Annotated in this window: 21 protein-coding genes, 3 tRNA genes and 3 pseudogenes; 6 read left to right on the forward strand and 21 right to left on the reverse strand. The window is 40.2% G+C overall.

The genetic code is table 11. From position 1 onward, the window contains the following. Positions 1 to 12: 12 nt before the first annotated feature. The 5 genes from VCASEI_RS04795 to VCASEI_RS04820 all read right to left on the reverse strand — a co-directional run bounded on the left by VCASEI_RS04795 (position 13) and on the right by VCASEI_RS04820 (position 4382). Positions 13 to 1556, reverse strand: a protein-coding gene (locus VCASEI_RS04795; protein ID WP_110957763.1) for an IS3 family transposase whose coding sequence is annotated in 2 segments (ribosomal slippage) — positions 13 to 1091 and positions 1091 to 1556 — 1545 coding nt in all. Because the reading frame shifts where the segments join, the coding sequence is not laid out codon by codon here. Positions 1557 to 1860: 304 nt separating this feature from the next. Continuing rightward, positions 1861 to 1951: transfer RNA gene (locus tag VCASEI_RS04805), tRNA-Ser, on the reverse strand. 201 nt (positions 1952 to 2152) lie between these two features. After that, positions 2153 to 2229: transfer RNA gene (locus tag VCASEI_RS04810), tRNA-Pro, on the reverse strand. 75 nt (positions 2230 to 2304) lie between these two features. Next, complete coding sequence (locus VCASEI_RS04815; RefSeq protein ID WP_086959897.1) at positions 2305 to 4125, reverse strand: DUF3413 domain-containing protein; 1821 nt, start codon at positions 4123 to 4125, stop codon at positions 2305 to 2307. Between the two features lie 41 nt (positions 4126 to 4166). Then, the gene (locus VCASEI_RS04820) at positions 4167 to 4382 is read right to left on the reverse strand and encodes a YejL family protein (RefSeq protein WP_086959898.1); all 216 of its coding nucleotides are present in this window, start codon (positions 4380 to 4382) and stop codon (positions 4167 to 4169) included. 158 nt (positions 4383 to 4540) lie between these two features. Here VCASEI_RS04820 and yejK point away from each other — a divergent pair, with 158 nt between their 5' ends. After that, positions 4541 to 5542, forward strand: a complete 1002-nt coding sequence (yejK, locus tag VCASEI_RS04825; protein ID WP_110957781.1) for a nucleoid-associated protein YejK — start codon at positions 4541 to 4543, stop codon at positions 5540 to 5542. Positions 5543 to 5707: 165 nt separating this feature from the next. Beyond that, positions 5708 to 6823: an aspartate-semialdehyde dehydrogenase gene (asd, locus tag VCASEI_RS04830; protein ID WP_086959951.1), complete on the forward strand. Its 1116-nt coding sequence runs from the start codon at positions 5708 to 5710 to the stop codon at positions 6821 to 6823. A gap of 96 nt (positions 6824 to 6919) precedes the next feature. Here asd and VCASEI_RS04835 read toward each other — a convergent pair. Both VCASEI_RS04835 and VCASEI_RS04840 read right to left on the reverse strand, forming a co-directional pair. Beyond that, a pseudogene (locus tag VCASEI_RS04835) lies at positions 6920 to 7793 on the reverse strand (ion transporter). Between the two features lie 45 nt (positions 7794 to 7838). Then, positions 7839 to 8480, reverse strand: coding sequence for a YchE family NAAT transporter (locus VCASEI_RS04840; RefSeq protein ID WP_086959900.1), 642 nt, complete (start codon positions 8478 to 8480; stop codon positions 7839 to 7841). Between the two features lie 708 nt (positions 8481 to 9188). Between VCASEI_RS04840 and VCASEI_RS04845 the strand changes: the two are divergent. Further along, a pseudogene (locus VCASEI_RS04845) lies at positions 9189 to 9392 on the forward strand (hypothetical protein); the annotation flags it as partial. 31 nt (positions 9393 to 9423) lie between these two features. On the opposite strand, the gene VCASEI_RS04850 reads toward VCASEI_RS04845, so the two are convergent. Then, positions 9424 to 10574 (reverse strand): IS3 family transposase gene (locus VCASEI_RS04850; RefSeq protein WP_110957751.1). Its coding sequence is split into 2 segments (ribosomal slippage): positions 9424 to 10331 and positions 10331 to 10574, totalling 1152 coding nucleotides; the frame shifts between segments, so codons are not numbered across the junction. A 58-nt stretch (positions 10575 to 10632) separates the two neighbouring features. On the opposite strand from VCASEI_RS04850, the pseudogene adhE reads away from it, so the two are divergent. Continuing rightward, a pseudogene (gene adhE / locus VCASEI_RS04855) lies at positions 10633 to 13113 on the forward strand (bifunctional acetaldehyde-CoA/alcohol dehydrogenase); the annotation flags it as partial. Positions 13114 to 13254: 141 nt separating this feature from the next. Here the strand turns inward: adhE and VCASEI_RS04860 are convergent. Then, positions 13255 to 13917, reverse strand: coding sequence for an SDR family oxidoreductase (locus VCASEI_RS04860; RefSeq protein WP_086959902.1), 663 nt, complete (start codon positions 13915 to 13917; stop codon positions 13255 to 13257). A 364-nt stretch (positions 13918 to 14281) separates the two neighbouring features. Next, on the reverse strand, positions 14282 to 14866 hold the full coding sequence (gene sodB, locus VCASEI_RS04865; RefSeq protein ID WP_086959903.1) for a superoxide dismutase [Fe]: 585 nt from the start codon (positions 14864 to 14866) through the stop codon (positions 14282 to 14284). Positions 14867 to 15210: 344 nt separating this feature from the next. Here sodB and VCASEI_RS04870 point away from each other — a divergent pair, with 344 nt between their 5' ends. Both VCASEI_RS04870 and VCASEI_RS04875 read left to right on the forward strand, forming a co-directional pair. Next, positions 15211 to 15546: a Grx4 family monothiol glutaredoxin gene (locus VCASEI_RS04870; protein ID WP_086959904.1), complete on the forward strand. Its 336-nt coding sequence runs from the start codon at positions 15211 to 15213 to the stop codon at positions 15544 to 15546. A gap of 119 nt (positions 15547 to 15665) precedes the next feature. Further along, positions 15666 to 16283, forward strand: coding sequence for a DsbA family protein (locus tag VCASEI_RS04875; RefSeq protein WP_086959905.1), 618 nt, complete (start codon positions 15666 to 15668; stop codon positions 16281 to 16283). Positions 16284 to 16391: 108 nt separating this feature from the next. On the opposite strand, the gene VCASEI_RS04880 is transcribed toward VCASEI_RS04875, so the two are convergent. From VCASEI_RS04880 to VCASEI_RS04930, 11 genes are all read right to left on the reverse strand, one after another. Further along, positions 16392 to 17711, reverse strand: a complete 1320-nt coding sequence (locus VCASEI_RS04880; RefSeq protein WP_086959906.1) for a Na+/H+ antiporter family protein — start codon at positions 17709 to 17711, stop codon at positions 16392 to 16394. A gap of 60 nt (positions 17712 to 17771) precedes the next feature. Next, positions 17772 to 18428, reverse strand: coding sequence for a ribonuclease T (gene rnt / locus VCASEI_RS04885; protein ID WP_086959907.1), 657 nt, complete (start codon positions 18426 to 18428; stop codon positions 17772 to 17774). Between the two features lie 214 nt (positions 18429 to 18642). Then, entirely contained in the window at positions 18643 to 19059 is a 417-nt protein-coding gene (gloA, locus tag VCASEI_RS04890; RefSeq protein ID WP_086959908.1) for a lactoylglutathione lyase, read from the reverse strand. Positions 19060 to 19108: 49 nt separating this feature from the next. Continuing rightward, positions 19109 to 19750 (reverse strand): endonuclease III, encoded by a 642-nt coding sequence (gene nth / locus VCASEI_RS04895; RefSeq protein WP_086959909.1) that lies wholly within the window; start codon positions 19748 to 19750, stop codon positions 19109 to 19111. Between the two features lie 9 nt (positions 19751 to 19759). Beyond that, positions 19760 to 20455 (reverse strand): electron transport complex subunit E, encoded by a 696-nt coding sequence (locus VCASEI_RS04900; protein WP_086959952.1) that lies wholly within the window; start codon positions 20453 to 20455, stop codon positions 19760 to 19762. An 82-nt stretch (positions 20456 to 20537) separates the two neighbouring features. Beyond that, complete coding sequence (gene rsxG / locus VCASEI_RS04905; RefSeq protein WP_086959910.1) at positions 20538 to 21164, reverse strand: electron transport complex subunit RsxG; 627 nt, start codon at positions 21162 to 21164, stop codon at positions 20538 to 20540. Between the two features lie 7 nt (positions 21165 to 21171). Then, positions 21172 to 22224 carry an electron transport complex subunit RsxD gene (gene rsxD / locus VCASEI_RS04910; protein ID WP_086959911.1) on the reverse strand — a complete coding sequence of 351 codons (1053 nt, stop codon included), beginning with the start codon at positions 22222 to 22224 and terminating at the stop codon, positions 21172 to 21174. Further along, positions 22224 to 24359, reverse strand: a complete 2136-nt coding sequence (gene rsxC / locus VCASEI_RS04915; protein ID WP_086959912.1) for an electron transport complex subunit RsxC — start codon at positions 24357 to 24359, stop codon at positions 22224 to 22226. Before rsxC ends, rsxD begins: the two co-directional genes overlap by 1 nt. A gap of 10 nt (positions 24360 to 24369) precedes the next feature. Further along, the gene (gene rsxB, locus VCASEI_RS04920; RefSeq protein WP_086959913.1) at positions 24370 to 24966 is read right to left on the reverse strand and encodes an electron transport complex subunit RsxB; all 597 of its coding nucleotides are present in this window, start codon (positions 24964 to 24966) and stop codon (positions 24370 to 24372) included. 3 nt (positions 24967 to 24969) lie between these two features. Continuing rightward, complete coding sequence (rsxA, locus tag VCASEI_RS04925; protein WP_086959914.1) at positions 24970 to 25548, reverse strand: electron transport complex subunit RsxA; 579 nt, start codon at positions 25546 to 25548, stop codon at positions 24970 to 24972. Positions 25549 to 25727: 179 nt separating this feature from the next. After that, positions 25728 to 25803: transfer RNA gene (locus VCASEI_RS04930), tRNA-Asn, on the reverse strand. Between the last annotated feature and the right edge of the window lie 310 nt (positions 25804 to 26113).

Genomic DNA, 26113 nt, shown 5'->3' on the forward strand with positions numbered 1-26113 from the left:
GCGATCACTACGTTATGCACTCTCAGCCTTGACACTATTTTGTTCAGGGTTTAAGTACACTTCTTTTGGTAAATCCCAATTACGGATATTACCGCTCCAGCGCTCAGGGTGAGCATCTTTAGCACCTTGATAAACTTCTTTTCTATTAGCCAATATGTCACCCGCTAATCCTGAATGCCTTTGATGTGGGCTGACGTATTTGATGCCACTATGTTTGTGGTTAAAATTATACCAGTGGCTAAATTTCAACACCCAACTACGCGCCTCATCAATTGTTGAAAACCCTTTATACGGATAGTCAGGGCGATATTTACACGTTTTAAATATCGACTCAGCATAAGCATTATCATTGCTCACCCTAGGACGATTAAAAGACGACACGACACCTAAACTATAAAGTGTTTCAAGCATTGATGAGCCTTTCATTGGGCTTCCATTATCCGAATGCAGTACCAGAGGATTATCTTTAACTCCTTCTTTTAAATGAGCTTTCTTAATTAATATTGATGCATTTTCTGCTGATTCGTCATCATGAATTTCCCATCCAACAATCTTTCGACTAAATATATCGAGTATCAAATATAAATAAAAATGCAGCCCTTTAGCGGGGCCTGGTAACCAAGTAATATCCCAACACCACACTTGGTTTGGCCCTGTAGCACAGTGTGTCGTCGGTACTTTTCTCTCTTTTATCTGACTACGTCCGCGAGCGTTTTGCTGTTTTTCTTCATGAAGAACACGATAATATGTTGATTCAGAAGCAAGATAAATACCCTCATCTGCTAATGTAGGGACGATTTGGCTTGGTGGTAAGCTCTTAAAATCATCGCTATTAACGATGGCTAATATGTTATCTCTCTCTGCTTTTGATAGCTTATTTTTTGGCTCAGGGCGCTGAGATATTGGTCTACCATCTGTTTTTATGTTCCCGTCAACAGTCCAACGTTGATACGTCCGGACACTGATCCCAAGTTCACGGCAAGCTTTAAACTTTGGCGCACCAGAACTCACAGCTTCATTAACTAGTTTAACTGCTTGAATGCGAGCTGAGTCGAGGATCATTCGTCCTCGGCTTCCCCCCAGATCGCATTTGCTTTTTTTCTTAACACCAATAGTGCTGCGGTTTCAGCGAGTGCCTTATCTTTTCGACGTAGCTCCTTTTCTAATTGATTGATCTGTTTTTTATCTTTCTTTGTTTCGGTGGAGAAGGCTTTTTCTTGCTCTTTAACGTTAGCGTTTGCATCTATACACGCATTTCGCCAAGCCGATACTTGTTCCACATAAAGACCTTTGCCTCGGCAATATTCCGCTAACTCAGCTTGATTTAAAGAGGCTGTTTCCAACACGACTGAGAATTTATTTGCTGATGACCACTGCTCAGCATTCTTTCCATCACCTGGCACTAAATGCCCCTTATCAATTGCTTGTTTTCGCCAATTATACAAGGTTGATTCACCAATCCCCATCTCGATTGATAATTGGGCTATTGCTATATTATTTGGAGGCATCATCTTCTGAAGAGCCGACTCTTTGCTTTGCGCTGAATAATGTTTCATTGTTACTCCACGCCCTCTGTTTAATGGTTGAATATTAAGCGCGACAACTAGTCTGACAGAGAGGGTATTCACTTATACCGAATTTCTCGAATGACAGTACGATTGCCGATTTATTAATGAGCCCTAAGGTGCCGATTATCCAAGCGTTTCAAATGGGTTTTTTAGTGGCTGGTGGATTAGCTTTTATTACTGTACTTAATGCACTAAGAGCACCACGTATCCATTTGGATGATTATGACTAGGAATGCAAATTAGGTGTGTTTAGAAAAGCAAAAACCCGCTAAATTTAGCGGGTTTTTTAATGTGGTGGAGGGATAGGGATTTGAACCCTAGAACCGCTATTAACGGTTGCCGGTTTTCAAGACCGGTGCATTCGACCACTCTGCCATCCCTCCAAGTCGTGTAAATAATATAGAGGGCTTAACTTTTTGTAAACCCTTAATATTCATTGTTTGCTTGCTTTTTGAGCAAACGGTAAAGATTAATTTTTAAAGTAACTGAGGAATGGTAAATCAACTACCAAGCTATGCTTTTAAGTACTCAACTAATACTTAAAGAAAAAGCCATAACTTATTACGGTTACGACTTAATAAAAATGGTCGGTATGAGAGGATTTGAACCTCCGACCCCTGACACCCCATGACAGTGCGCTACCAAGCTGCGCTACATACCGATAAGTCACTAATGTAGGGATTTCAATAAAACTCGTCAAGCATCATCATCACAAATAAGTTTAAGTGGTGATAAATCAATCACCTTGATGGTAGAAACGTTTTAATTCAGACAAACCTTGCAATACGATCGATAGCTTGGGTTTGGTTCGCTTGCTGCGTTTATAGTCTTCATCATAAACTTTATAGTTACCAAACTGATCCACGACGGTGGTTGTTTTGTCTGTAATTAGGGCGATATTATTACTATCACCAGCTAAAATCCAAGGTCTAGATGTCGTATTAAATAGATTCTTACCACTGCCTAAATCATACGGGTTTGATGTTGATTCAAACAAATCTTTCATCAAGGTTGCGGATAAATCTAAATGACTTGTTTTATGTTGAAATAGTTCAGGTATTTTACCTGGCCAATGAATCACCATTGGAACCTGAAGTTGGTATCGACTGAAATTACTGTTTGAACCCCAAGAGTTATTCTGAGTTTCATTAAATTCGGTACCATGATTAGACGTAATAATGATGATGGTGTTGCTTAGTCCACTTTTTTCATCAACTTCAGATATGATCTTCTGAATGCTTTGATCTGCTTCGTATGCTGCTGATTGATAACGAGCTTTTAGTTTGTCTGTTGGATCGCTCGATTTAGTCTGAAATTTTGGCAGAATGGTAGGGCTATCTTCAAAATTCTCGACTTGAGATAATTCAATATAGCTGAACCAAGGTTTACTTGATATTACAGAAAACCATGCACTCCATTCATTTACTGTTTGAGCATCAGATGTGTTTTTATCTTTATTCTGTGCTGGTGAAATATCTAAAGGTTGAAAAATTTCGTCATAAAATTCGGCATTATCAAAGTTATCATTACTGAATGCTGCCATTTGATAGTTGCGGTCGTGCATTGTATTGATAAACAGTGGGGCAGTATTTTGAGCTTTAATACTGGAGGCGTAGCTGCTTGGCAAACCATAAAACAATCCAAATACACCATAGGTATTATTACTGGCACTATAGTGATTAATGAAGTTTTGGTTATTTTTAGCAAATTGGTAGGTAGCGGGCATGATTTCACTAGTCAGCATATCACTGCGCAGATTATCTACCATGATCATTAGAACATTGTATCTTTTCCCACGACCTTCAAATTGAACGGGTTCAAGCGGATAGTTAACAACTTCATTAGCATTGCCATTTTTTTCTAATCGCTCTAGGTATTCTTCTTTATCTAATAGACCATGTTTTTCCATAAACGACTTCGCCGTCATCGGATAGGACAACGGAAAATTAGCACGCTGATTGGTGATTGGGTTATAGAAAAAAGCATCTGCCCAGATATAAATCAGATGGCTACTGATGAAACATAAGAAGAAGATAATAGTGGCTGGCTTACCCACTTGTTTACGTGACAATTTACGTTGTTTTTTCCAAATCCATTCTGAAATCGCGAGCTGTAATAAAAAAATCACAGGTACAGCGGCAAACAGGTATTGCCATTCTGCATTAAATGATGTTTTTTCTTTACTCAGTAAGAGTTCCCAGACGACTGGGTTAAGGTGTAAATGCAGCTTCTGATAAGCTTGGCTGTCGAGTAATAGTAATGTTAAGCAAATTGTGGCAAAACAAACACTAATTAAACGTAATAGCTTCCGAGATGGAATAATAAAAGTCAGGGGAAAGAGAATTAATATATAGAGAGCAAAGACTAAAAAGCTAAAATGCCCGATCCACGAAATGATCAGGTAAGCTTGCCCCAAAAAGGTTTCTGGCCATGGTGATTGGGCAATAAAACTCGTACCAATCAACATTGCAAGGATGATATTGAAGAAGGCGAACCAATGTCCCCAGCTTACTAATCGAGAGACTCGCTCTCCATATGAATTATCGCTATCTACCATTTATTTTATCGTTCTAACTCAATTTAGTTTTAAGAATGCATTTAATCATCAATCGATGATAAAAGAGCTTGAGAAAATTTATCTGCAATGAGTTTACGTTGAGATTTTGGTACATTAGAGTTCAGTATGTTAGTGACTATATTACCAGCAATCATTAAGCTCAAATCTGGATTTGCTTCATGCTTTTTCAATACGGCAGCAATTTCTGCCAAGATTTTTTCGATTTTTTGGTCACTGTATTTTGAATTAATAGGCATAACGGCTCTAATTTAGTTCCTAGATTCGGTTAATGGTGTCTTCTATCACTTAAAAATAGACAATAAAGTAAGAATATTTAAGTGATTTGGGGATATAAAGCGGCTTATGATAACCTAGTCTACCTCACAACTGAAACATCAACTGAAACTAATTTATCATGAGCTTAAATATTTCCAACGTTATATTGCATAAATTGACAAAAAATGACCAAGAAGAATTGGTGGTGAATCTACGAGAATCAGCATTACCTAGTGAAGGGGTAAGTGAGCAATTGGTTGCTGAGTTACATCGCACTTTTAATGCAAAGGCTGGTAAAGGCTTCGGAACGTACAAAGAAGAAAGTGAATTTCAATCTTGGATGAAGCAATTGCGCAAAGGGGAGCTTAAATTTTATGATTTCTCCCAACAATCGGCTGAGCGTCTTAAAACGGAATTATCAAAATACCCGTTTGCAGAAGAGGGAGTGCTTATTCTTGCGGAATACCAATCACTTGCGACTGATTACCTTTTTATTGCGTTATTACCTTCAAACCAGAGTTTAAAAGTCGATGAAGCTTTAGATATTACGGGAACTGATTATCTTGATATCAATAAGATGGATATTGCGGTTCGTATCGATCTCTCCCGTTATGAAACGGATCCTGATTCAAACCGTTATTTAACGTATATAAAAGGACGAGTAGGCCGGAAGGTCGCAGATTTCTTTTTAGATTTCCTTCAAGCAGAGGTTGGTTTAGATACGAAAAAACAAAATCAGGTTTTGATGCAAGCTGTCGATGATTATTGTATTGATGCTCAATTGAATAAAGAAGAAACCGTCACATACCGTAAGCAAGTCCATGATTATTGTAACGATCAGTTAAAAAGTGGTGATGAAGTAACAATTAAAGAATTGTCTGGAGAGCTAAGTGGATCTGGGCATCATGACAATTTTCAAGAGTTTACTCAAAAGCAAGGTTATGATTTAGAAGAGAGTTTTCCCGTTGATCGTTCGACAATTCGTAAGTTGGCGAAGTACGTCGGTGCGGGCGGCGGGCTATCAATTAACTTTGATAGCATGCTATTAGGAGAGAGAGTTTTTTACGATCCAGAAACGGATACGTTGACCATCAAAGGTATTCCACCCAATTTGAAAGATCAATTAATCCGTCATTCATAGGACGTATCGCTTTAAAAATTTAAATCCGTTTGCAGGAAATCGGGTTTGAAGATTGACGTAAGCAATGAGATAGTATGATTATTCTATAGAAGAAAATATTTGCCGTATAACCAGTTATACGGCGTTTTAAAAGTTATAAAAATATCATGGAGAGGATGAGAAATGATGAGAGTAGGTTTAGTTGGTTGGCGTGGCATGGTAGGTTCTGTATTAATGCAACGCATGGTGGAAGAAAAGGATTTTGATCTCATCGAACCAGTGTTCTATACCACATCACAAGTTGGTATTCCTGCACCTTTCTTAGGTAAAGATGCGGGTATGTTGCAAGATGCTTTTGATATTGAAAGCTTAAAACAGCTAGATGCAATTATAACTTGTCAGGGAGGCTTTTATACTGAAAAAGTCTACCCAGCATTGCGTCAAGCGGGTTGGAAAGGCTATTGGATTGATGCAGCGTCAACACTTCGTATGAAAGATGATGCAATCATTACTTTGGATCCGGTGAACTTAAAGCAAATTCAACATGGCCTTCATGCTGGTACTAATACTTTTGTTGGCGGAAACTGTACCGTTAGTTTAATGCTTATGGGCCTTGGCGGTTTGTATGAAAAGGGCATGATTGAGTGGATGAGCGCGATGACTTATCAAGCTGCGTCTGGCGCTGGTGCTAAGAATATGCGTGAGTTAATTGCTCAAATGGGTGTGATCAATCAATCCGTAAGCACTGAAATGGCAGATCCAGCTAGTTCAATTCTAGATATTGACCGTAAAGTAGCGGAAGCGATTCGCTCGAGTGCTTTTCCTACCAGTGAGTTTGGCTCTCCTCTAGCGGGCTCCTTAATTCCATGGATTGATGTGAAACGTGAAAATGGTCAAAGTAAAGAAGAGTGGAAAGCGACGGTAGAAACGAACAAGATCCTTGGTTTACAAGGTGAAGGTATCGTTCCTATTGATGGTACTTGTGTGCGTATTGGTGCAATGCGTTGCCATTCACAAGCATTAACTATCAAGCTGAAACAAAATGTACCAATGGATGAAATCGAAGATATTATCGCCACTCACAATGATTGGGTAAAAGTCATTCCAAATGAGCGTGATATTACTGCTCAGGAGCTTTCACCAGCAAAAGTGACGGGTACGCTTTCAGTGCCTGTTGGCCGCCTGCGTAAGATGGAAATGGGCGATACGTTCCTGAATGCCTTTACTGTTGGTGATCAACTATTATGGGGTGCAGCCGAGCCATTGCGTCGTACTTTACGCATTATTTTAGCGGAAAAATAATATTGCGGATTATTTGATCTGACTATTGAACATACCGGCGAAATTGCCGGTATTTTTTTGCCTGTATCAATATGGTTGTACAGGCAAAAATGCTCATCAGCGTATTTCTTCTTCAGGGGAGGGATGCTTCACGGGAACAACCCGTTGATCAGGATCAGCCAGCTCACCACCACAATGTTTGCAGAATAAGGCATCCGTTTCATGGCCGCTTTTTGTACAGTTAGGGCAAAGCACTAGGCTTCGGTGAGCTTTCATTTCTTGATTTAATTCAGCGGTGATAATTCCCGTTGGTACCGCTAAGATTGAGTAACCAAGTAGCATGGTTAATGCTGCAACCGCTTGTCCCAATGGTGTCTGTGGTACGACATCGCCATAACCAACCGTTGTGATGGTTATAATTGCCCAATAGATCCCTCGGGGAATACTGGTGAAGCCATTCTCAGGTCCTTCAATCACGTACATTAATGCACCAAAAATAGTGACAAGAATAGCAACGGCACTAAAGAAAATGAGTATCTTTCTTTGTGACATGGCAAGCGTGCGTACCAATAAATTTGAATCTTGTAAGAAGCGAACTAGTTTCAAAATACGGAAGATACGCATCACACGCAGTAATCGAATAATACCAATGAAGCTTGCTGCGGGGAAAAAGAAAGCTAAATAAGTGGGTAAAATAGCTAATAAATCAATAACACCGTAGAAGCTCTTAGCATAGGCGCTTGGTTTAGGAGAACAATATAGCCTTAATAAATATTCAATTGTGAATAGAGCTGTGAAAATATATTCTAAAACATTGAATTCTTTTTGCCATTCGCTTGCGAATGCAGGTACCGAATCAAGAATAAGAACGACTAAAGAGCTAATTATGGCAACAATCAGTATAATATCAAACCGACGGCCGGCAGGTGTGTGTGCCAAATATAATGACATAGAGTTGATGCTTTAGTGTGTCTTTACTCTCTTTACTCATTGGTTTGAGTGGTCCTTTATTCTTTCCATGATTACTGGTTTAATTTTATGACATTAAACCGGGGAAAAGGCTACCAATGCCATTAGCGATAAATTGAACCCCTAATGCTGCTAATATTAACCCCATAATACGCGTAATGACGTTGATTCCAGTTTGTCCCAAAAAGCGGACAATCAGTGGTGCTGACCGAAACAATAGCCAAGAACAGAAGCAAAATACAATGATCGTGGCTATTATGCCGAGTATTTCAAATAAACTTGGATAACGAGCCCCATAAACTATGGTTGAGCTTATTGCACCAGGACCAGCCATTAAAGGCATAGCTAATGGCACGACCCCTATTTGTTCTCGACTGATATATTCTGTCTGTTCTTGCTTATTCTGTTTATCTTCCCCCAATTTACCACTCATCATAGAAAAAGCGATGCTCATTAAGAGTAAGCCTCCCGCGATCCGGAAAGAATCAAGAGATATACTGAACATATCTAATAAGAATTGCCCGCATAATAAAGAAACTACCAAAATAATCCCAACGGCGATATTGGCTGTGGTTGCCGTTTTATGCTTATCTTCAAGTGACATATGCCCTGTCAGTGAAACAAATATGGGCATGATACCTATAGGGTTCACTGCTGCGACTAGCCCAAGAAAGAATTGAAGGTAAATGGCAAGTTCAATTGAAGCCATAATTAAATCTCAACAGTTAATAATGAAAAGGTTGCAGAGGCTAAAACAAGTTCATAAAAGTGAATTCTTCTTATGTTTATATACTAAAGTGATTTTAGCCACTGCTTAAAATAGAGTTACAGCATCCTTAAAGTGACTTAGGTATAACAGTAGAAGATGGCGTAATGTAAGGCAAATTGAACAGAATTTCGAGGGCTATCTGATATTGAATAATGGATTGATAGTGGTGAGCTCTATGAACATGCTTAGTTTGTAAGTATAACTAAGTTTTTATGATAACTGTTTAAATTTATTGACAATATAAAAATGCCTCTAAAGTAGTACTTGGTTATAAGTTGTGCTTATACTGCATGTAGCACGAAAAACATGAATCATATTTGGTTTTTTATTACGGAAATTTATTTACATTTTTTTGTGTTGTTGATCGGATTTTCTAATGATAAGTAAATATATTTCATAGAGTAAAATTATTTAAATCATTAAAAATCAAATGGTTGATTTTGTCATTTATTGTCATTACCGCTTTAGAGGTAATTAGCATGTGAGAACTGATCTAGGTCAATATTTTTAATATTTGAAGGATTATACTCAGTTTGGAAAGCAATTTACTAAGACAGTTTAAGTGGCTTAAATATTTGATAGCAAGTCGTTCCGAAAGCTCAGCAGTTTTACTAAATAGTTTTAATTTTTAATTTTAGGAGATTCACTATGCCTGTAACTAATTTAGCTGAACTTGATGCGCTAGTCGCGCGCGTTCAAGCGGCACAAAAGGAGTTTGCCACTTACTCTCAAGAACAAGTAGATAAAATTTTCCGTGCAGCATCTCTTGCCGCTAACCAAGCTCGTATTCCTCTCGCGCAACAAGCGGTAGCGGAATCTGGTATGGGTATCATTGAAGATAAAGTTATCAAAATGATCTGCTCCAGCCAGACTGGACACTTCATTAAGCGACATTTTGATTTTCAAAGTTAACTGGGCTTAGATACCCAAGAGCACTGTGCCTTCTTGTCCGATTATAATCAACCTCTATGTATTCAAAGATCGTTTGGCGCATCTCGTCTCGCGTCATGATCGGCTCATACTGGATCGCTTCAACTTTCAATGAATGGAAGAAGCTCTCAACACAAGCATTATCCCAGCAGTTTCCTTTCCTACTCATACTTTGCTTTAGATTATAAGCAGTTATGATGTCTCGATAATCTTTTGAGCAGTACTGACTACCTCGGTCACTATGAACGATAACCTGCTCAGGGAACCCTCGACGGAACAAGGCCATTGATAACGCATCGCAAACCAGAGTTGCCGTCATTCTGGTATCCATAGACCAACCGACTACTTGCCTGGAATAAAGGTCAATGATTACCGCCAAATACAGCCAGCCTTCGCTTGTCGCAACATAGGTGATGTCTCCCGCCCACTTTTGATTCGGAGCCTCTGCCTTAAAATCCTGAGCCAGCAGGTTCGGAGCAACTGGCATTTTATGTTTGCTGTCCGTCGTACACTTAAACTTACGTGCCGCTTTCGGCGTTAAATCCTGCCGCTTCATACTGGCGGCAATGGTTTTAACATTACGGCTATCACCGTTCTCAGCCAGCTCTTTCTGGATGCGCCTTGAGCCATCACGACCTTTGCTATTATCAAAAGCCTCTTTGACCTTCGTATCAAGCTCTTGCCGAGTTACCTCGCGCTGGATGGCCTTGTGGCGATGCTTAATCCAGTAATAAAACCCACTTCGTGAAACACCGAACACCTTAGCCATGCGGGCAACTCTGAAGCACAGCAGGTGTTCGAGCATAAATTCGTAGCAATCTACTTTAGGTTTTTCGCGAAGTAGGTGGCGGCCTTTTTTACTATATCTAGCTCTTCAGCTTGCTCAGCCAATTGTCGTTTGAGTTTGGCAACTTCAGCGGCTAGATCTTTTTCCCGCTGACTGGTGCTGGTGTCGCTCTTAGCTGACTTACGCCAACCATAGATCTGGGATTCGTGTAACGACAGTTGTCTCGCTGCCGCAGCTACTCCCACTTTCTCTGCTAGCTTCAGGGCTTCTGCTTTAAATTCAGGGGAATGGATAATACGTTTTTTCTTGCTTGTCATGGTTCACCTCGTTAGTGATTGTACTCACTTAACTCGGTGTCCAAAACTGCTGGTGCGGATCAAAAACCACTTTGCTTCAGAATTTATTTACAATAAATATAAAGACGAAAAAACCTGTGGTGTTCTAGAAGTTAACGATGAATACGGTACTATGACTATTGCTGAGCCTGTTGGCATTATCTGTGGCATCGTTCCAACAACTAACCCGACGTCAACCGCGATTTTCAAATCTCTTATTTCTTTGAAAACACGAAATGCCATTATTTTCTCACCACATCCACGCGCAAAAAATTCAACTAACGATGCTGCTAAAATCGTGTTAGATGCAGCGGTTGCAGCTGGTGCACCGAAAGATATTATTGGCTGGATTGACCAGCCATCTGTTGAATTATCAAATGCATTAATGAAGCATGAAGGTATAAACCTTATTCTTGCTACTGGTGGTCCAGGTATGGTGAAGGCAGCATACTCTTCAGGTAAACCAGCAATCGGTGTTGGTGCTGGTAATGTTCCCGTTGTTATCGATGAAACGGCTGACGTTAAACGTGCGGTTGCTTCTGTGCTTATGTCAAAAACATTCGATAACGGTGTAGTGTGTGCCTCTGAACAAGCAATTATTGTTATGGACGAAGTTTACGACGAAGTGAAAGAGCGTTTTGCTGCTCACTGTGGTTATGTTTTGTCTAAAACTGAAGCAGATAAAGTTCGTAAGATATTATTAATTAATGGTAATTTGAATGCGGATATCGTAGGGCAACCAGCAACGAAAATTGCAGAAATGGCTGGTGTAACAGTTCCTGCTAATACAAAAATTTTGATTGGTGAAGGTGGCGTAGTTAGTCATGATGATGAATTCGCTCATGAAAAACTGTCTCCTACATTAGGTATGTTCCGTGCATCTTCTTTTGAAAACGCAGTAGAACAAGCGATTACTATGGTTGAAATTGGTGGCATTGGTCACACATCTGGTCTTTATACAAATCAAGATACTAATTCTGACCGTATTCGCTATTTTGGCGATAAGATGAAGACGGCTCGTATTTTGATTAATATTCCAACTACTCATGGTGGTATTGGTGATTTGTATAATTTCAATATTGCACCGTCATTGACGTTAGGCTGTGGATCTTGGGGTGGTAACTCGATCTCAGAAAACGTCGGTCCTAAGCACCTTATTAATAAGAAAACGGTAGCTAAGCGAGCAGAGAATATGTTATGGCATAAACTTCCAGAATCTATTTATTTCCGTCGTGGTAGCCTTCCAATCGCGTTGACTGATTTGGCTGATAAAAAACGTGCATTTTTAGTTACAGACCGTTTCTTATTTAATAACGGTTACGCTGATGAGGTTGTCAATCTTCTAAAAGCACAAGGCATTGAAGTGTATACTTTCTATGATGTAGAGGCGGATCCAACGCTTTCTGTTGTAGAAAAAGGTGCAGCGGCAATGAATAGTTTCCAACCTGATGTTATCTTGGCATTAGGTGGTGGTTCACCAATGGATGCAGCGAAAATCATGTGGGTGATGTACGAGCACCCAGAAACTGATTTCCAAGAGCTTGCAATGCGCTTTATGGATATTCGTAAGCGTATCTACAAATTCCCTAAAATGGGTGAAAAAGCAAGTCTAGTTTGTATCACAACGACGTCTGGTACGGGTTCTGAAGTGACGCCATTTGCGGTTGTTACTGATGATAAAACAGGTGCAAAATACCCGTTGGCAGATTATGAACTTACACCGGACATGGCAATTGTTGATGCTAATTTAGTGATGAATATGCCTAAGTCATTAACTGCTTTTGGTGGTTACGATGCAATTACCCACGCATTAGAGGCGTATGTTTCTGTTCTTGCGAATGAGTTCTCTGATGGGCATGCACTTCAAGCACTTAAGATGCTTAAAGAGTATTTACCATCAAGCTACAAAAATGGCGCTAATGACCCCATTGCTCGAGAAAAAGTGCATAGTGCTGCAACGATTGCAGGTATGTCGTTTGCAAACGCATTCCTTGGCGTATGTCATTCTATTGCACACAAAATTGGTGCTGAGTTCCACATTCCTCACGGTCTTGCAAACGCACTGATGATTTCTAATGTTATTCGCTTCAATGCGAACGATAACCCAACTAAGCAAGCGGCATTTTCTCAATACGATCGCCCTAAATCACGCAGTCGTTATGCTGAAATCGCTGACCACTTAGGTTTAACCCAGGCTGGTGACCGTACAGCGCAAAAAATTGAGCGTTTATTAACTTGGTTGGATGATGTTAAGAAAGAACTTGATATTCCAATGTCAATTCAAGAGGCCGGTGTACCAGAGGCCGATTTCTTAGCAAAATTAGACGAACTAGCAGTAGACGCGTTTGATGATCAATGTACAGGTGCTAACCCTCGTTATCCGTTAATCACTGAGCTCAAAGATGTATTACTAGCAGCATATTATGGCAAGGCGTACATTGAAGGTGAAACGTTTGAAGGCACAACGGTTATTAAGAAAACTGAGCAGCCAGCACCGAAGAAAGCTGCTAAGAAAAAATAAGCTATAGAGGTTAAGTGCTATGAATGAGGAATCGTTTATAGTCACTTTGTTATAAAATATTGTTATGAAGAAAAAGCCCCATCATGGGGCTTTTTTTATATTCACTGCCGATCCTAAATTAAGGTATGGATACAGCTTAGCTTAATAACAATCTAAAACGCGACCATTAAAATAATCATTTTCGACAATATATTCAGCATTTCGGATTAACTCATCATGATTATGCGCCCAGTTATTAGGCTGGCTGTTATGTCTGAAAGTGCTTGGCAAAATGCCACCTACTCGAATATTAAATGGCATTAATTCTTTTGCCCAACTCTGAGTAAATTCAGAAATGAGTGAAGAAGAATGGTGTGGGTCGATTTGTTCTTGACCAGATAGGTTGACAATGACTCCTTTCTTTTCATTATTAAGCATTTGTTTGGCCGCAAGCTTACTAAAGCAGAGCATGGTTGTGGCGATATTAGAAACTTGACCGCTGTATTGCTCTAGGTTGCTATCACCCATTAAAGATGGTGACGGTAGGCTAGGGTATAGGTTAATTAGGACATCAATCCCTTTGTCAAAGTGATGATTAATAGAAGAGAACAAAGGTTGTACACTTTCAAAACTATGGTCATCGAGTAAATATTGAAATACTTTAGATGAATATTGTTGGCACTGGTGAATTGTGCGATTCAAAGTTATTTCATTATTATCGACTAAAATGACATAAGCATTAAGAGACAGAAAGTGCTGAGCTAAATTTTGACCTAAATGAGAGCCTGCTGACGTAATGACAACAACTGAATTTTGTATGTTCATAAAACACCCCATTGGTTTCAAATTTATAAAAAGCACGACTACAGTTTCAGTCCTGACTCAATGGAAGTTAAGTACTCACATTCCTAACACGTAAAACTATAGATAGTAATCATGGTAGTAAAAGCTGTAAAAAACCTGTGAATAACATCATGTATATGAAATGAAACAATGCAACTTATTAATAATTCAGAGGTTAGTAATTGAATGTCTGTGAATATATTTTTAATAGTGTGCTGTGGGTCTTTTTTTGAAATTTTGAAGTGGTATTACTAATTGGGCGTTTGGGGATAAATAATAAAAAGTCAGCGGTTCTTGCCTGCTGACTTTCTTAAAGTATTAAGTTTTTAACATATGAAAATGTTAATTACTTGATTAGGTTCTCTTCAACGAAAGACCAGTTAACTAAAGCCCAGAAGCCATTCATGTAGTCTGGGCGTACATTACGGTAATCGATGTAGTAAGCGTGTTCCCAAAGATCAACTGTTAGCAGAGGAGTGATACCTTCATCAGTTAAAGGCGTCGCTGCATTTGATGTATTTACTATCTCAAGTGTACCGTCAGTTTTTTTAACAAGCCAAGTCCAAGAAGAACCGAAGTTGTTGATTGCTGAATCAGTGAATTTCGCTTTGAATTCGTCAAAAGAACCAAATTGTTGTTTGATTGCTTCTGCTACGGCACCTGTTGGTTCACCGCCAGCGTTTGGTGCAAGGCAATGCCAGTAGAACGTGTGGTTCCAGATTTGTGCTGCGTTGTTAAAGATACCACCTGTTGAAGTTTTAACGATCTCTTCTAGAGATTTTCCTTCAAACTCAGTACCTGGAATTAAACCATTTAGCTTAACTACGTAAGTGTTGTGGTGTTTACCGTGGTGATAATCTAGCGTTTCGGCTGAAATGTGCGGTTCTAGCGCGTCTTTTTCAAAAGGTAATGCTGGTAATTCAAATGCCATTGCTCAAATCTCCATGTGTTAGAAAGGGAATTGCGTGTTCTAGTGTAGAACGATTTCCAATTATTTTTAATAATACTAACTAATGATGTCACAGGGTGACATAGCATCAGCTTGAGCCATTGAAAGACTAGGGTTAGTTTAGCAAGTTTTTACTTTATTTAAAGCATTGATGCCTAAAAAAGATTTTGTGCAGCCTTAGCATACACTGATATATGCCAATTTCTGGCATAATATGAGCATTAAGGTTAAGTTTAGAATACCCTTACAAATAATGCCTTTTTATTATCGGTAAGATACAAGTAGAATAAGCGAAACAAATAAGAGTGATGTCTAGAGAGGACGCAATGGAAACTATCGACAAAATTAAACAACAAATTTCTGAAAATACCATTCTTCTATACATGAAGGGTTCACCAAAACTGCCAAGTTGTGGTTTCTCTTCTCAAGCGTCACAAGCGTTGATGTCTTGTGGTGAGAAATTTGCGTATGTAGATATTCTACAAAATCCTGACATCCGCGCAGAGCTTCCAATTTATGCGCAGTGGCCAACTTTTCCACAACTATGGGTTGAAGGTGAATTAGTTGGTGGCTGTGACATTATTATTGAAATGTTTCAAAAAGGTGAGCTTCAAACGTTAGTGAAAGAAGCAGCAGCGCGTGCACCAGCAAGTGAAGAATAACTAACGACTGTGATATGGCGGTTGTATTTTGAACATTGAAAGGGCCTTTATGGCTCTTTTTTGTTTATACACTGAGGTAAAATCATATTAACTCACCAAAGTTATGCTAGGGGGAAATAATGAGAACCAAGCTTTATTATATTCATGATCCGATGTGCAGTTGGTGTTGGGGCTATAAACCTACCTGGGAAAAGTTGACATCAGAATTACCTAATGGGATTCAAGTTGAATATCTTATGGGGGGCTTAGCACCTGATAACGCTGAGCCGATGCCATCTGATATGAAAGTCATGCTAGAGCAAACTTGGCGAAGAATTGAAGCACAATTAGGGACTTCGTTTAATTATGATTTTTGGCAACTCTGCCAGCCAGTGAGAACGACCTATCCTGCTTGTCGCGCAGTGATTGCTGCTGAGTTACAAGGGCAAGGAGAGGCGATTATAGATGCCATTCAACACGCTTACTATTTAAGGGCGATGGAGCCTCACCTAATAAAGACACATGTTTTTCTCGCGAAAGAATTAGGTTTAAATATGGAGCAATATGAAAGGGATTTACAAAGTGATGGTGTAGAAAATGAGTTTGCTCGACAATTGTCATTTTGCCAACAGTTAAGGGTTAGATCGTTTCCGAGTTTAATCTTGAGTATTAATGATAAGTTTTACTCGATTGAAGTGTCCTATACTTCCGCTGAAAAAACATTGAAAGATATTGAACATTATTTACAAAAGGTTTGATGGGGCTTAAAACAGGTTTCCTTCGTCTAAATTATTATTGGTTTACCTTAAATAAAAACCGCGCTTATATTGAGCGCGGTTTTTGTTTTAAGTACTTGGACTTGTCATCTATAGAACCATTGCGGCAATCCAACCGAATGCAATTAATGGCAAGTTATAGTGTAAGAATGTTGGAATAACGGAATCTTTTATATGGTCGTGTTGACCATCGGCATTCAAACCAGAGGTTGGCCCTAGAGTTGAATCGGATGCTGGAGAACCTGCATCACCTAACGCGGCCGCAGTACCAACAAGTGCAATGGTAGCCGCTGGCGAGAAGCCAAAAGATATCGCAAGAGGCACATAGATGGTTGCGATGATTGGAATCGTTGAGAAAGACGAACCAATACCCATTGTGATCAATAGACCAACGATTAGCATCATTAGAGCGGCTAAAGCTTGGTGACCACTCATGCTAGTTTGTAAGAAAGTCACTAACGTTTCTACACCACCGGTTGCTTTCATGACACTTGCAAAACCATTGGCAGAAATCATAATGAAGCCAATCATCGCCATCATTTGAACGCCACGAGTGAAGCTATCTTGGCTAGTTTGGAATGGCTTACCGAATGATAAAATAATGAAACCGACTAATGCGCCTACAATCATTGAACCGGAATATAGTTGGGCTGATAAAGTAGCAATGATACTGACGATTGCGACAATCACCGCTTTTTTATCAATGCCTTTTTGTTTAACTTCTGTGGCTTCGTTATGTTTTTCAGTATAAGTACGCGGCTTACGGTAACTAATGAAAACACTCACCAATAAACCAAATATCATTCCACAAGCTGGAATAACCATCGCTGCAGGGATTTGAGCGGCAGTCGCACTTGTCAATCCATTGTTTTGTAGCGCTGGTAATAAGATGTCATTTAAGAAGATGCCACCAAAACCGATTGGCATTGTCATGTATGGGGTAACTAAGCCAAAAGTTAAGATACACGCAACCATACGACGGTCGATGTTCATTTTATTGAAAGCCGATAGGAGTGGCGGAACAATAATTGGAATGAAGGCAATATGAACAGGGATAACGTTTTGAGAGAAAATTGCCATGATGAATAGCGCGCCGAAGATGGCGTATTTCACCATACTTGACGCTTTTTCATTTTTTTTACCATGAACGCGTTTAATCACCGCATTAGACAAAATATCAGTAATACCCGTTTGAGATAATGCAACCGCAAAAGCGCCCAATAGAGCATAACTTAAAGCGATTTCTGCACCGTCACCTAAACCGGATTGAAAGGCTGAGATGGTTTGATCAAGTGACATGTTGGCGATCAAGCCCCCGGTAATGGCACTCAAGGTTAGAGCTATCACGACATTGACTCGGAAAACCGATAGCGCGAGCATTAAGCAAACTGAGATAACGACAGGATTCATTGTAATTCTCTTTGTATAAATTAATGTTGTATATAAATGTGTTACCAATCTGAGTTGGTATTATTGTTCTTCTTCGGTTGTGTCTACCAATGGCCAACCACCAAGAGCTTTCCATTTGTTAACGATGTTGCAAAAGAGTTTGGCGGTAATCTGGGTATCATATAAAGCAGAATGCGCGGCTTGATTGTCAAATTCAAAACCGGCGGCGCGGCAAGCTTTCGCGAGTACAGTTTGACCGTAGGCTAGGCCACTCAATGCTGCTGTATCGAATGTGGCAAAAGGGTGAAAAGGAATTCGTTTTAACTTACTACGTTCAGCCGCTGCTATAACAAAACTTAAATCAAAGTTTGCGTTATGAGCAACCATGATAGCTCGGCTACAATCGTTCGCTTTTTGTTCTTTACGGACGAGCTTGAAAATTTCTTTTAACGCTTCAGCTTCGGTAACCGCGCCACGCAAAGGACTGTAGGGGTCACGAATACCTGTGAATTCGAGCGCTTCTTTTTCAAGGTTCGCCCCATCAAAAGGCTCAACATTAAATTGAATAGTACTGACAGGGTACAGTTCACCATTCTCATCCATGGCTAAAGTAACCGCACAAATTTCAAGCAATGCATCAGTTTTAGCATTGAATCCTGCAGTTTCAACATCGATAACTACGGGAAAATAGCCTCGAAATCGACTTTTTAGTGTCAAAGCATCATTTTTGTCAGTCATTGGGTTTATGATCCGTGAATTATGGACGCATTATTACAGATTAGAAATTGAACTTCACCCTTTAATCTTGATAAAGCCATGGGTATTGTGCTTTTTATAAGCTGCTAAGTTGGAAGTTAACGAATAATGAGCAGATAACAAAAAGAGCCTAAAAAGGCTCTTACAAAATAGACGAGTTAACTCGACTCAGTTTTTGGGTGAATGTTATTTTGGGCTAGCCTTCTAAGCCTTCAGACATTTGGCTACGTTGAATTAACTCAATCATGTAACCATCTGGATCTTTAACGAAAGCAATATGGGTACTGCCGCCTTTTACAGGGCCGGCTTCACGGGTAACGGTTCCACCTGCCGCTTTAATGTCATCACATGCTGAATAGATGTCATCAAACCCGATTGCAATATGGCCATAACCTGTACCAAGATCGTATTCGGATTTTTCCCAGTTATAAGTTAGCTCAATGACAGCACCTTCAGACTCATCACCGTAGCCAACAAAAGCTAGGGTATATTCGTATTCTTTATTCTCGTTCTTACGCAGCAATTGCATACCAAGTACTTTAGTATAGAACTCGATTGAACGATCTAAGTCGCCAACACGAACCATGGTATGTAAAATTCTTCCGTTCGACATTGTGTGCTCCTTGTTATTTTAAATTTAAGAATTAACGCTAAATAAGCGTTTATTCTTCAGGATAAATTTTTTCTTTAAACTCACATAAATCTTCAATAATACAACTACCACAACGAGGTTTTCTCGCGATACAGGTATAACGGCCATGCAAAATCAGCCAATGATGCACATCCAGCTTGAACTCACTAGGAATGACTTTAAGGAGTTTGGCTTCGACATCATCAACGGTTTTTCCCATGGCTAATTTAGTCCGATTAGAGACTCGATAGATGTGCGTATCTACGGCAATGGTAGGCCAACCAAAAGCGGTATTGAGAACAACGTTTGCGGTTTTTCTTCCTACCCCTGGTAATGCCTCAAGTGCCGCTCTGTTTTCAGGCACTTCGCTGTTATGTAATTCAATCAGCATTTTGCAGGTTTTAATCGTATTTTCAGCTTTTGAATTAAACAATCCAATCGTTTTAATGTATTGTTTAAGGCCATCGACACCAAGCGCTAAAATACTCTCTGGGGTGTTAGCGATAGGGTAGAGTTTATCAGTGGCTTTGTTTACGCTCACATCGGTGGCTTGAGCTGAAAGCAATACCGCGATCAGTAATTCAAATGGGCTTGACCAATTTAGTTCAGTTTGAGGTTTCGGGTTATTTTCTCTTAGTCGCTCAAGTATAAGACGACGTTTATCGTTATTCATAAAGTTGAATTATCCTACTTTGGTCACTCGAGCTCGTTCAATCGTTGGCTTATTTTCATTAGGTTGACGTTTTATGATTTGGTTATCAATCACTTGTTTTAATGCAATTAAAAAACCCACACCAATAAAAGCACCCGGCGGAAGCAGGGCTAATAAGAAGCTGCTGTCGAGATGAAACACTTCGACACGAAGTATCGATGCCCAATCACCTAATAAAAGCGCAGCGCCATCAAATAAGGTGCCTTGCCCGATCAATTCACGTAATGCGCCAAGTAAAGTCAGAACGGCAAGCATCCCCAGACCCATCCAGAATCCATCTAAAGCGGCTTTTGCTACTGAATTTTTAGATGCGTAAGCTTCGGCTCGCCCAATAATTACACAGTTGGTGACGATGAGAGGAATGAAAATACCTAACGATAAATACAAGCCGTAAGCGTAAGCGCTCATCAATAATTGTACACAAGTCACGACTGAAGCGATAATCATGACGAAGATAGGGATGCGTACTTCTTTCGGCACATAATGCCGAACAAGAGAAACGATGGTGTTGGTACAGATAAGGACTAACATAGTTGCCAGCCCAAGGCCGAGTGCGTTGGTAATGGTTGAGGAAACGGCGAGCAATGGACATAAGCCTAGTAATTGAACTAGGGCTGGGTTGTTATCCCACATGCCATTTTTCATTAACTCTTTACTTTCAGCCATTGTGATATTTGAATTTTGTTTTGTTGGCTCAATGTTTTCAGAATCGATTGGTGTCTCTATCACCGCGCTATTATCAGACATTTTATTTCTCACAATTCAATGGTTGACTAAGGATACGGTCTTTATTCTGTTTAAAGTAAAGTACCGTATTTTTAACGGCTTTGACAACGGCTCTAGGGGTTATTGTGGCCCCAGTAAACTGGTCGAATTGGCCACCATCTTTACGAACTGCCCATTCAGATTGATTATCGTCAGTAACAGTTCTTTGGTCGAAACTAAAAATCCATTTGCCTTTACGCGTCTCGATTTTATCACCAAGACCCGGGGTTTCATTGTGAGCGAGAACACGGGTACTGGTTATAACACCATTCATGTCTAAACCAACAATGATTTTGATTGCGCCATTATATCCATCAGGGGCGTAGGTTTCTATTGCGATAGCCGTCGGTTTCCCTTCTTTTGTTGCAAGGTAAGCTGGCATTCGCTCTTTGGTTACTGTGGTTTGAGAAGGTAATAACATACAAGAAGCATAAAGCTGATTGTCATGCATACTTTTAGGGATCACTTGATTTAATGTTTTTTGTAAATCGAGCTGTTGCTGCTCGGTAATTGTGTCGTGAGTCACCCAGTTAGTGATGGCCACTAAGGCAGTAGAGGCCACGGCAAATGCTGCCAAAATCCCACCGTTTTTTTTCATCGCATTAAGCATGGAGTATTTACCTTAAATGGCCATAAGTACGTGGTTTGGTGTAGTAGTCAATTAAGGGAACCGACATATTTGCCAGTAATATTGCAAAGGCTACTCCATCTGGGAAGCCACCCCAGCTGCGGATTAGAAATACAATCACACCAATAAATGCCCCATAAATTAAGCGACCTTTAGTCGTTGTTGATGCGGTTACGGGGTCGGTTGCAATAAAAAATGCACCAAGCATAGTGGCACCTGAAAGCAAATGTAGTATTGGTGAGGCGGTGGTACCAGGAGAGAATAGGGTTGTTAAGGTGCTAATCACAAGCAAGCTAACTAACATAGCTAATGGAATTTGCCATTGCACTATCCGCAGTTTGAGCAAGACGATACCCCCAAGTAGATAAGCGATATTAACCCATTGCCAACCTACACCAGCTAACCCTGTGAAAGTTGGTTGCTGCATGATCTCACTAGCGGTATGGCCTGCACGAATAGAAGTTTTAAACGCATCAAGAGGTGTGGCCATTGTGATGCCATCAATTCCAGCGCGTATTTGTTGTAATGATAATCCATCGGAATTAAAGCCCGTTAAGAACAGTTTCACTGAATCATCAAAGTGAAGGTGAATACCCGTTAATACTTCTGGTGTTACCCAACTTGTCATTTGCACCGGAAAAGAAATAAGCAATACCACGTAAGCGACCATGGCAGGATTAAATAAATTTTGCCCTAATCCACCATAGAGATGTTTTCCGATTACGATCGCGAAGAATAAACCGATTGCGATAATCCACCAAGGTGAAAGAGGTGGAATGGATACGGCTAATAACATACCAGTGACGAGTGCACTGTTATCTTTCAATGCAAGTAAAGGCGGTTTTTTACGAATCAGCATAATGATCGCTTCAAAACCCCATGCGAGTAAAATGGCAAAAACCAGTTGAATCAGTACACCGTAGCCAAAGAAGTAACTTTGTACAGCAATACCTGGTAGTAAGCAGATTGCCACCCACATCATGATGTTGGAAGTGCTGCGTTTTACTCGAACATGTGGAGAACTGGAAATAAAGAAAGACACTATTTTTTCTCCTGAGAGCTTTTATCAATAAAGACAGGAATGTCTAATAAATCGACGGTGATATGGTTTTTAGAGGTTGTGCCACGACTGTCTTTATGATCGTTATCTGTGTTTGCCGGAATATCAGGTGTTGTTTTATTTTCATTAAGTTCCGCTTGAGCAGCCTTACGTGCTTTTGCTCGTGCAATGGCGGCGGCGACAGCGGCTTTTTTCGGATCGCGGCTAGCGGGGTTGTCATCAGTGTTAGCGATATTTTCGCTAAGCTCCGCTGTCTGAGGCTCAGTCATTGTTTGCTCTGGCGCTTCAGTTGGCGACACTTGAGCCGCCTTACGTACTTTTGCTCTCGCGATGGCCGCCGCGACGGCAGCATTTTTAGGGGGGGCGACTTCTTCTTTATATGATACCGTTGTGGCAGAGTGTTGTTCTTGTGTTTTTTTCTCACGAGTAAGGCGTTTGCGTTCTTCACGTAATTTGCTCATTTCTGAGTTATCTGGTTCGGCGTTTCCAGCTTTTGCTGCTTCAGCTTGTTTCGCTTTAGCGCGCGCAATCGCAGCCGCGATCGCAGGTTTTTGGGTCTGCTGTGACGTATTACCTGATTCTTTTTGTGCTTTTACTCTTGCAATAGCCGCAGAAATTGCGTCGCTGCCCCCTTCAGTTTGTGTCATTTCAGAACGACGCTTCTCTGCTGCTTTTTTGAAGCGATTTTCACGTTCTTCTTTATCACGCTCTAAACGTCGTTGCCTTTCTTCAAACCGCTGCTTGGCTCGTTCAGCTTCTTTGGATTCTTGGTTACGAGTCCAAATTTCGGACTTGGCTTCACGATAATATTGCACCAAAGGGATATCGCTGGGGCAAACATATGCACAAGCGCCGCATTCGATACAATCGGATAAATGGTATTCTTCACATTTCTCGTAATCTTGTGCTTTTGCATACCACTGTAGTTGTTGCGGTAATAATGACGCAGGGCAAGCTTCGGCACAGGCAGTACAACGTATACAAGGCATTTCGGGTGCAGCAGGGGCTAATTCTTTGCGTTTTGGCGCTAAAATACAGTTGGTTATTTTGGTAATGGGGACATCTGCATGAGGGAGCGTGAAGCCCATTAATGATCCACCGATGATCAAACGAGGTTGTTTTTCCTCTGCTTGATAGCCGAACTGTTTTAATAAGGCTGAAATTGGTGTGCCTAAGCGTGCAAATATATTCCCTTTTTTCTTAAAAGAGTCACCGGTTAGGGTTACAACACGTTCAATTAATGGCTCACCATCAATAATGGCGCGTTTAATCGCAAATGCGGTTCCGACATTTTGCATTAATACTCCAATCGATGCGGAGTGTTCTTTGCTTGGTACTTCACGGCCAGTTAACACTTTGATTAACTGTTTGGAACCACCTGAAGGGTATTTTGTTGGAATGACGCGAATGATTAAGTCAGTAATGTCTTGCGCTGCGATTTCAAGTGCGGCAATCGCTTGTTTTTTATTGTCTTCAATACCGATGATAGTGACATCTGGTTTTAAAATGTGTTGAATAACTTGGATGCCTTGGATTACTTCATCTGCATAATCTTGCATTAAGCGATCATCGGCAGTGATATAGGGTTCACATTCAGCCGCGTTGATAATTAAAATTTTGGTTTTGGCTAAACCCGTATGCAGTTTTCGAGCGGTAGGGAAACCAGCTCCGCCCATACCTGAAATACCGGATTGGCGGATTTTTTCGATAAGAATTTCAGGATCTTTATCTTGATAGCGTGGTAAGGCGTTTTTTTCATGCCATGTATCTTCACCATCAGGTTCAATGATAATGCAAAGATCGGACAAACCTGAAGGATGTGCAATGGTACGTTTTTCGATAGCGATCACCGTGCCAGAGCTCGGCGCATGAACGGGGACCATAAAAGCAAGGTTAGCTTGGGTGAGCTGCTGGCCTTTTAAAACTTTATCACCGACATTAATACAAATATCACCTGGGCGGCCAATATGTTGCTTTAAAGGTAAAACAAATTCTTCTGGTAAAAGTGGGTGAACAATGGGGTTGGCAGACGATTGAATTTTATTTTCAGGCGGATGAATGCCTCCGGGAAAGTCCCAGATTCTACCTTGACGAATTTGTTCAATTAAAGACGACATTTTATTTCCTTCAACTCACGCTTTCTTTTTTCGGTTTAGACGATTTTTGAGGCTCAAGATCGGTAACAATAGGTATGGAGTCGAGTTTCCATTTCCAAGTTTCTGGCGTGGTTTCAATCGGTATCATTTCAATACAGTCCGTAGGGCAAGGTGCGACACATAAATCACAACCAGTGCATTCACTTTTTATTACGGTATGTAATGCTTTGGTTCCCCCCACAATGGCATCCACAGGGCAAGCTTGAATGCATTTTGTACAGCCGATACACATATCTTCATGAATAAAGGCAACGGTTTTTACGGCTTCTTGGATATCGTCATCAGCGGTAGGGACATCAACCCCCATAAGATCAGCAAGCTTTTCAATACCAGCTTGGCCACCAGGAGGACATTTCGTAATATCATCTCCATTCGCAATGGCTTCAGCATAAGGGCGACAACCAGGGTAACCACATTGACCACATTGGGTTTGCGGTAGGATATCATCTATTTGATCAACAATAGGATCGGCTTCGACTTTAAATCGAATGGAAGCAAAGCCTAATATTACGCCAAAAATAGCGGCTAAAGCAGCGATGGCTACTATTGCAATAATGATGGTATTCATGGGTTATTTCACCAAGCCTGTAAAGCCCATAAATGCAAGAGACATAAGGCCTGCGGTAATCATTGCAATGGATGCGCCTTTAAAAGGAGCTGGGACATCGGCTGCTGCAATACGCTCGCGCATAGAAGCAAATAGAATTAAAACTAAAGAAAAGCCCACTGCGGCTCCAAATCCATAAACAATTGATTCAATGAAATTATGGTTTTCGTTAATGTTAAGCAGTGCAACCCCTAAAACCGCGCAGTTAGTGGTAATTAAAGGTAAAAATATGCCAAGCAAGCGGTAAAGTGTTGGGCTGGTTTTATGGACCACCATTTCAGTGAATTGAACAACAAAAGCAATCACAAGAATAAAACTCATGGTTTGTAGGTATTCAATACCAAGCGGTCGCAAGATATAAGTTTGCACCAAATACGAACAGACAGATGCTAAAGTCAGAACAAACGTTGTTGCTAACCCCATACCTATAGCGGTTTCAAGTTTTTTAGATACCCCCATAAAAGGGCAGAGGCCGAGGAATTTAACTAGGACAAAGTTGTTGACCAAGACGGTACCAACAAGCAACAGGAGATAATCTGTCATATCGTCTCATTTGAGTTAATGGTGATCCCAACATTATCGTCATTTGTGACGTTAATAACAACCTACAGGAATTAGGTATTTAGCTGGATTAATGATTTAAAGCGTGATTGGCGGTAATTTGAACAAAAAAGCCACAATAAAAATAAAAAGCCGCATCAAATTATGCGGCTTTAACAATTTGGCTCCCTGTGCTGGACTTGAACCAGCGACATACGGATTAACAGTCCGCCGTTCTACCAACTGAACTAACAGGGAATAATTTATGGCGGAGATTTTATCTAGGCAAAAACGCGCTGTCAACGAACAAGCAAAATAAAAAAGACTTTTTTAGAAGATTTTTTTCTTTACTTTTGTGTAAGTAAGACCAGATAAGGCGGTGGCACACTTATCCACTAAATTTGTGGATAAGTGTGTTGATGAAACCTGAGCAACCGTATGTGTGAAAAAGTAAAATTAAAAATAGTTATTCAAGTTTACTTTAATAGTCTGATTTTAAATTGATTTATTAATTTGTTGATAAATATCACTATGTGAATAAAAAAAGAAAATGTTACAGAAATGATAA

Source organism: Vibrio casei, assembly GCF_002218025.2.
GTDB lineage: Bacteria > Pseudomonadota > Gammaproteobacteria > Enterobacterales > Vibrionaceae > Vibrio > Vibrio casei.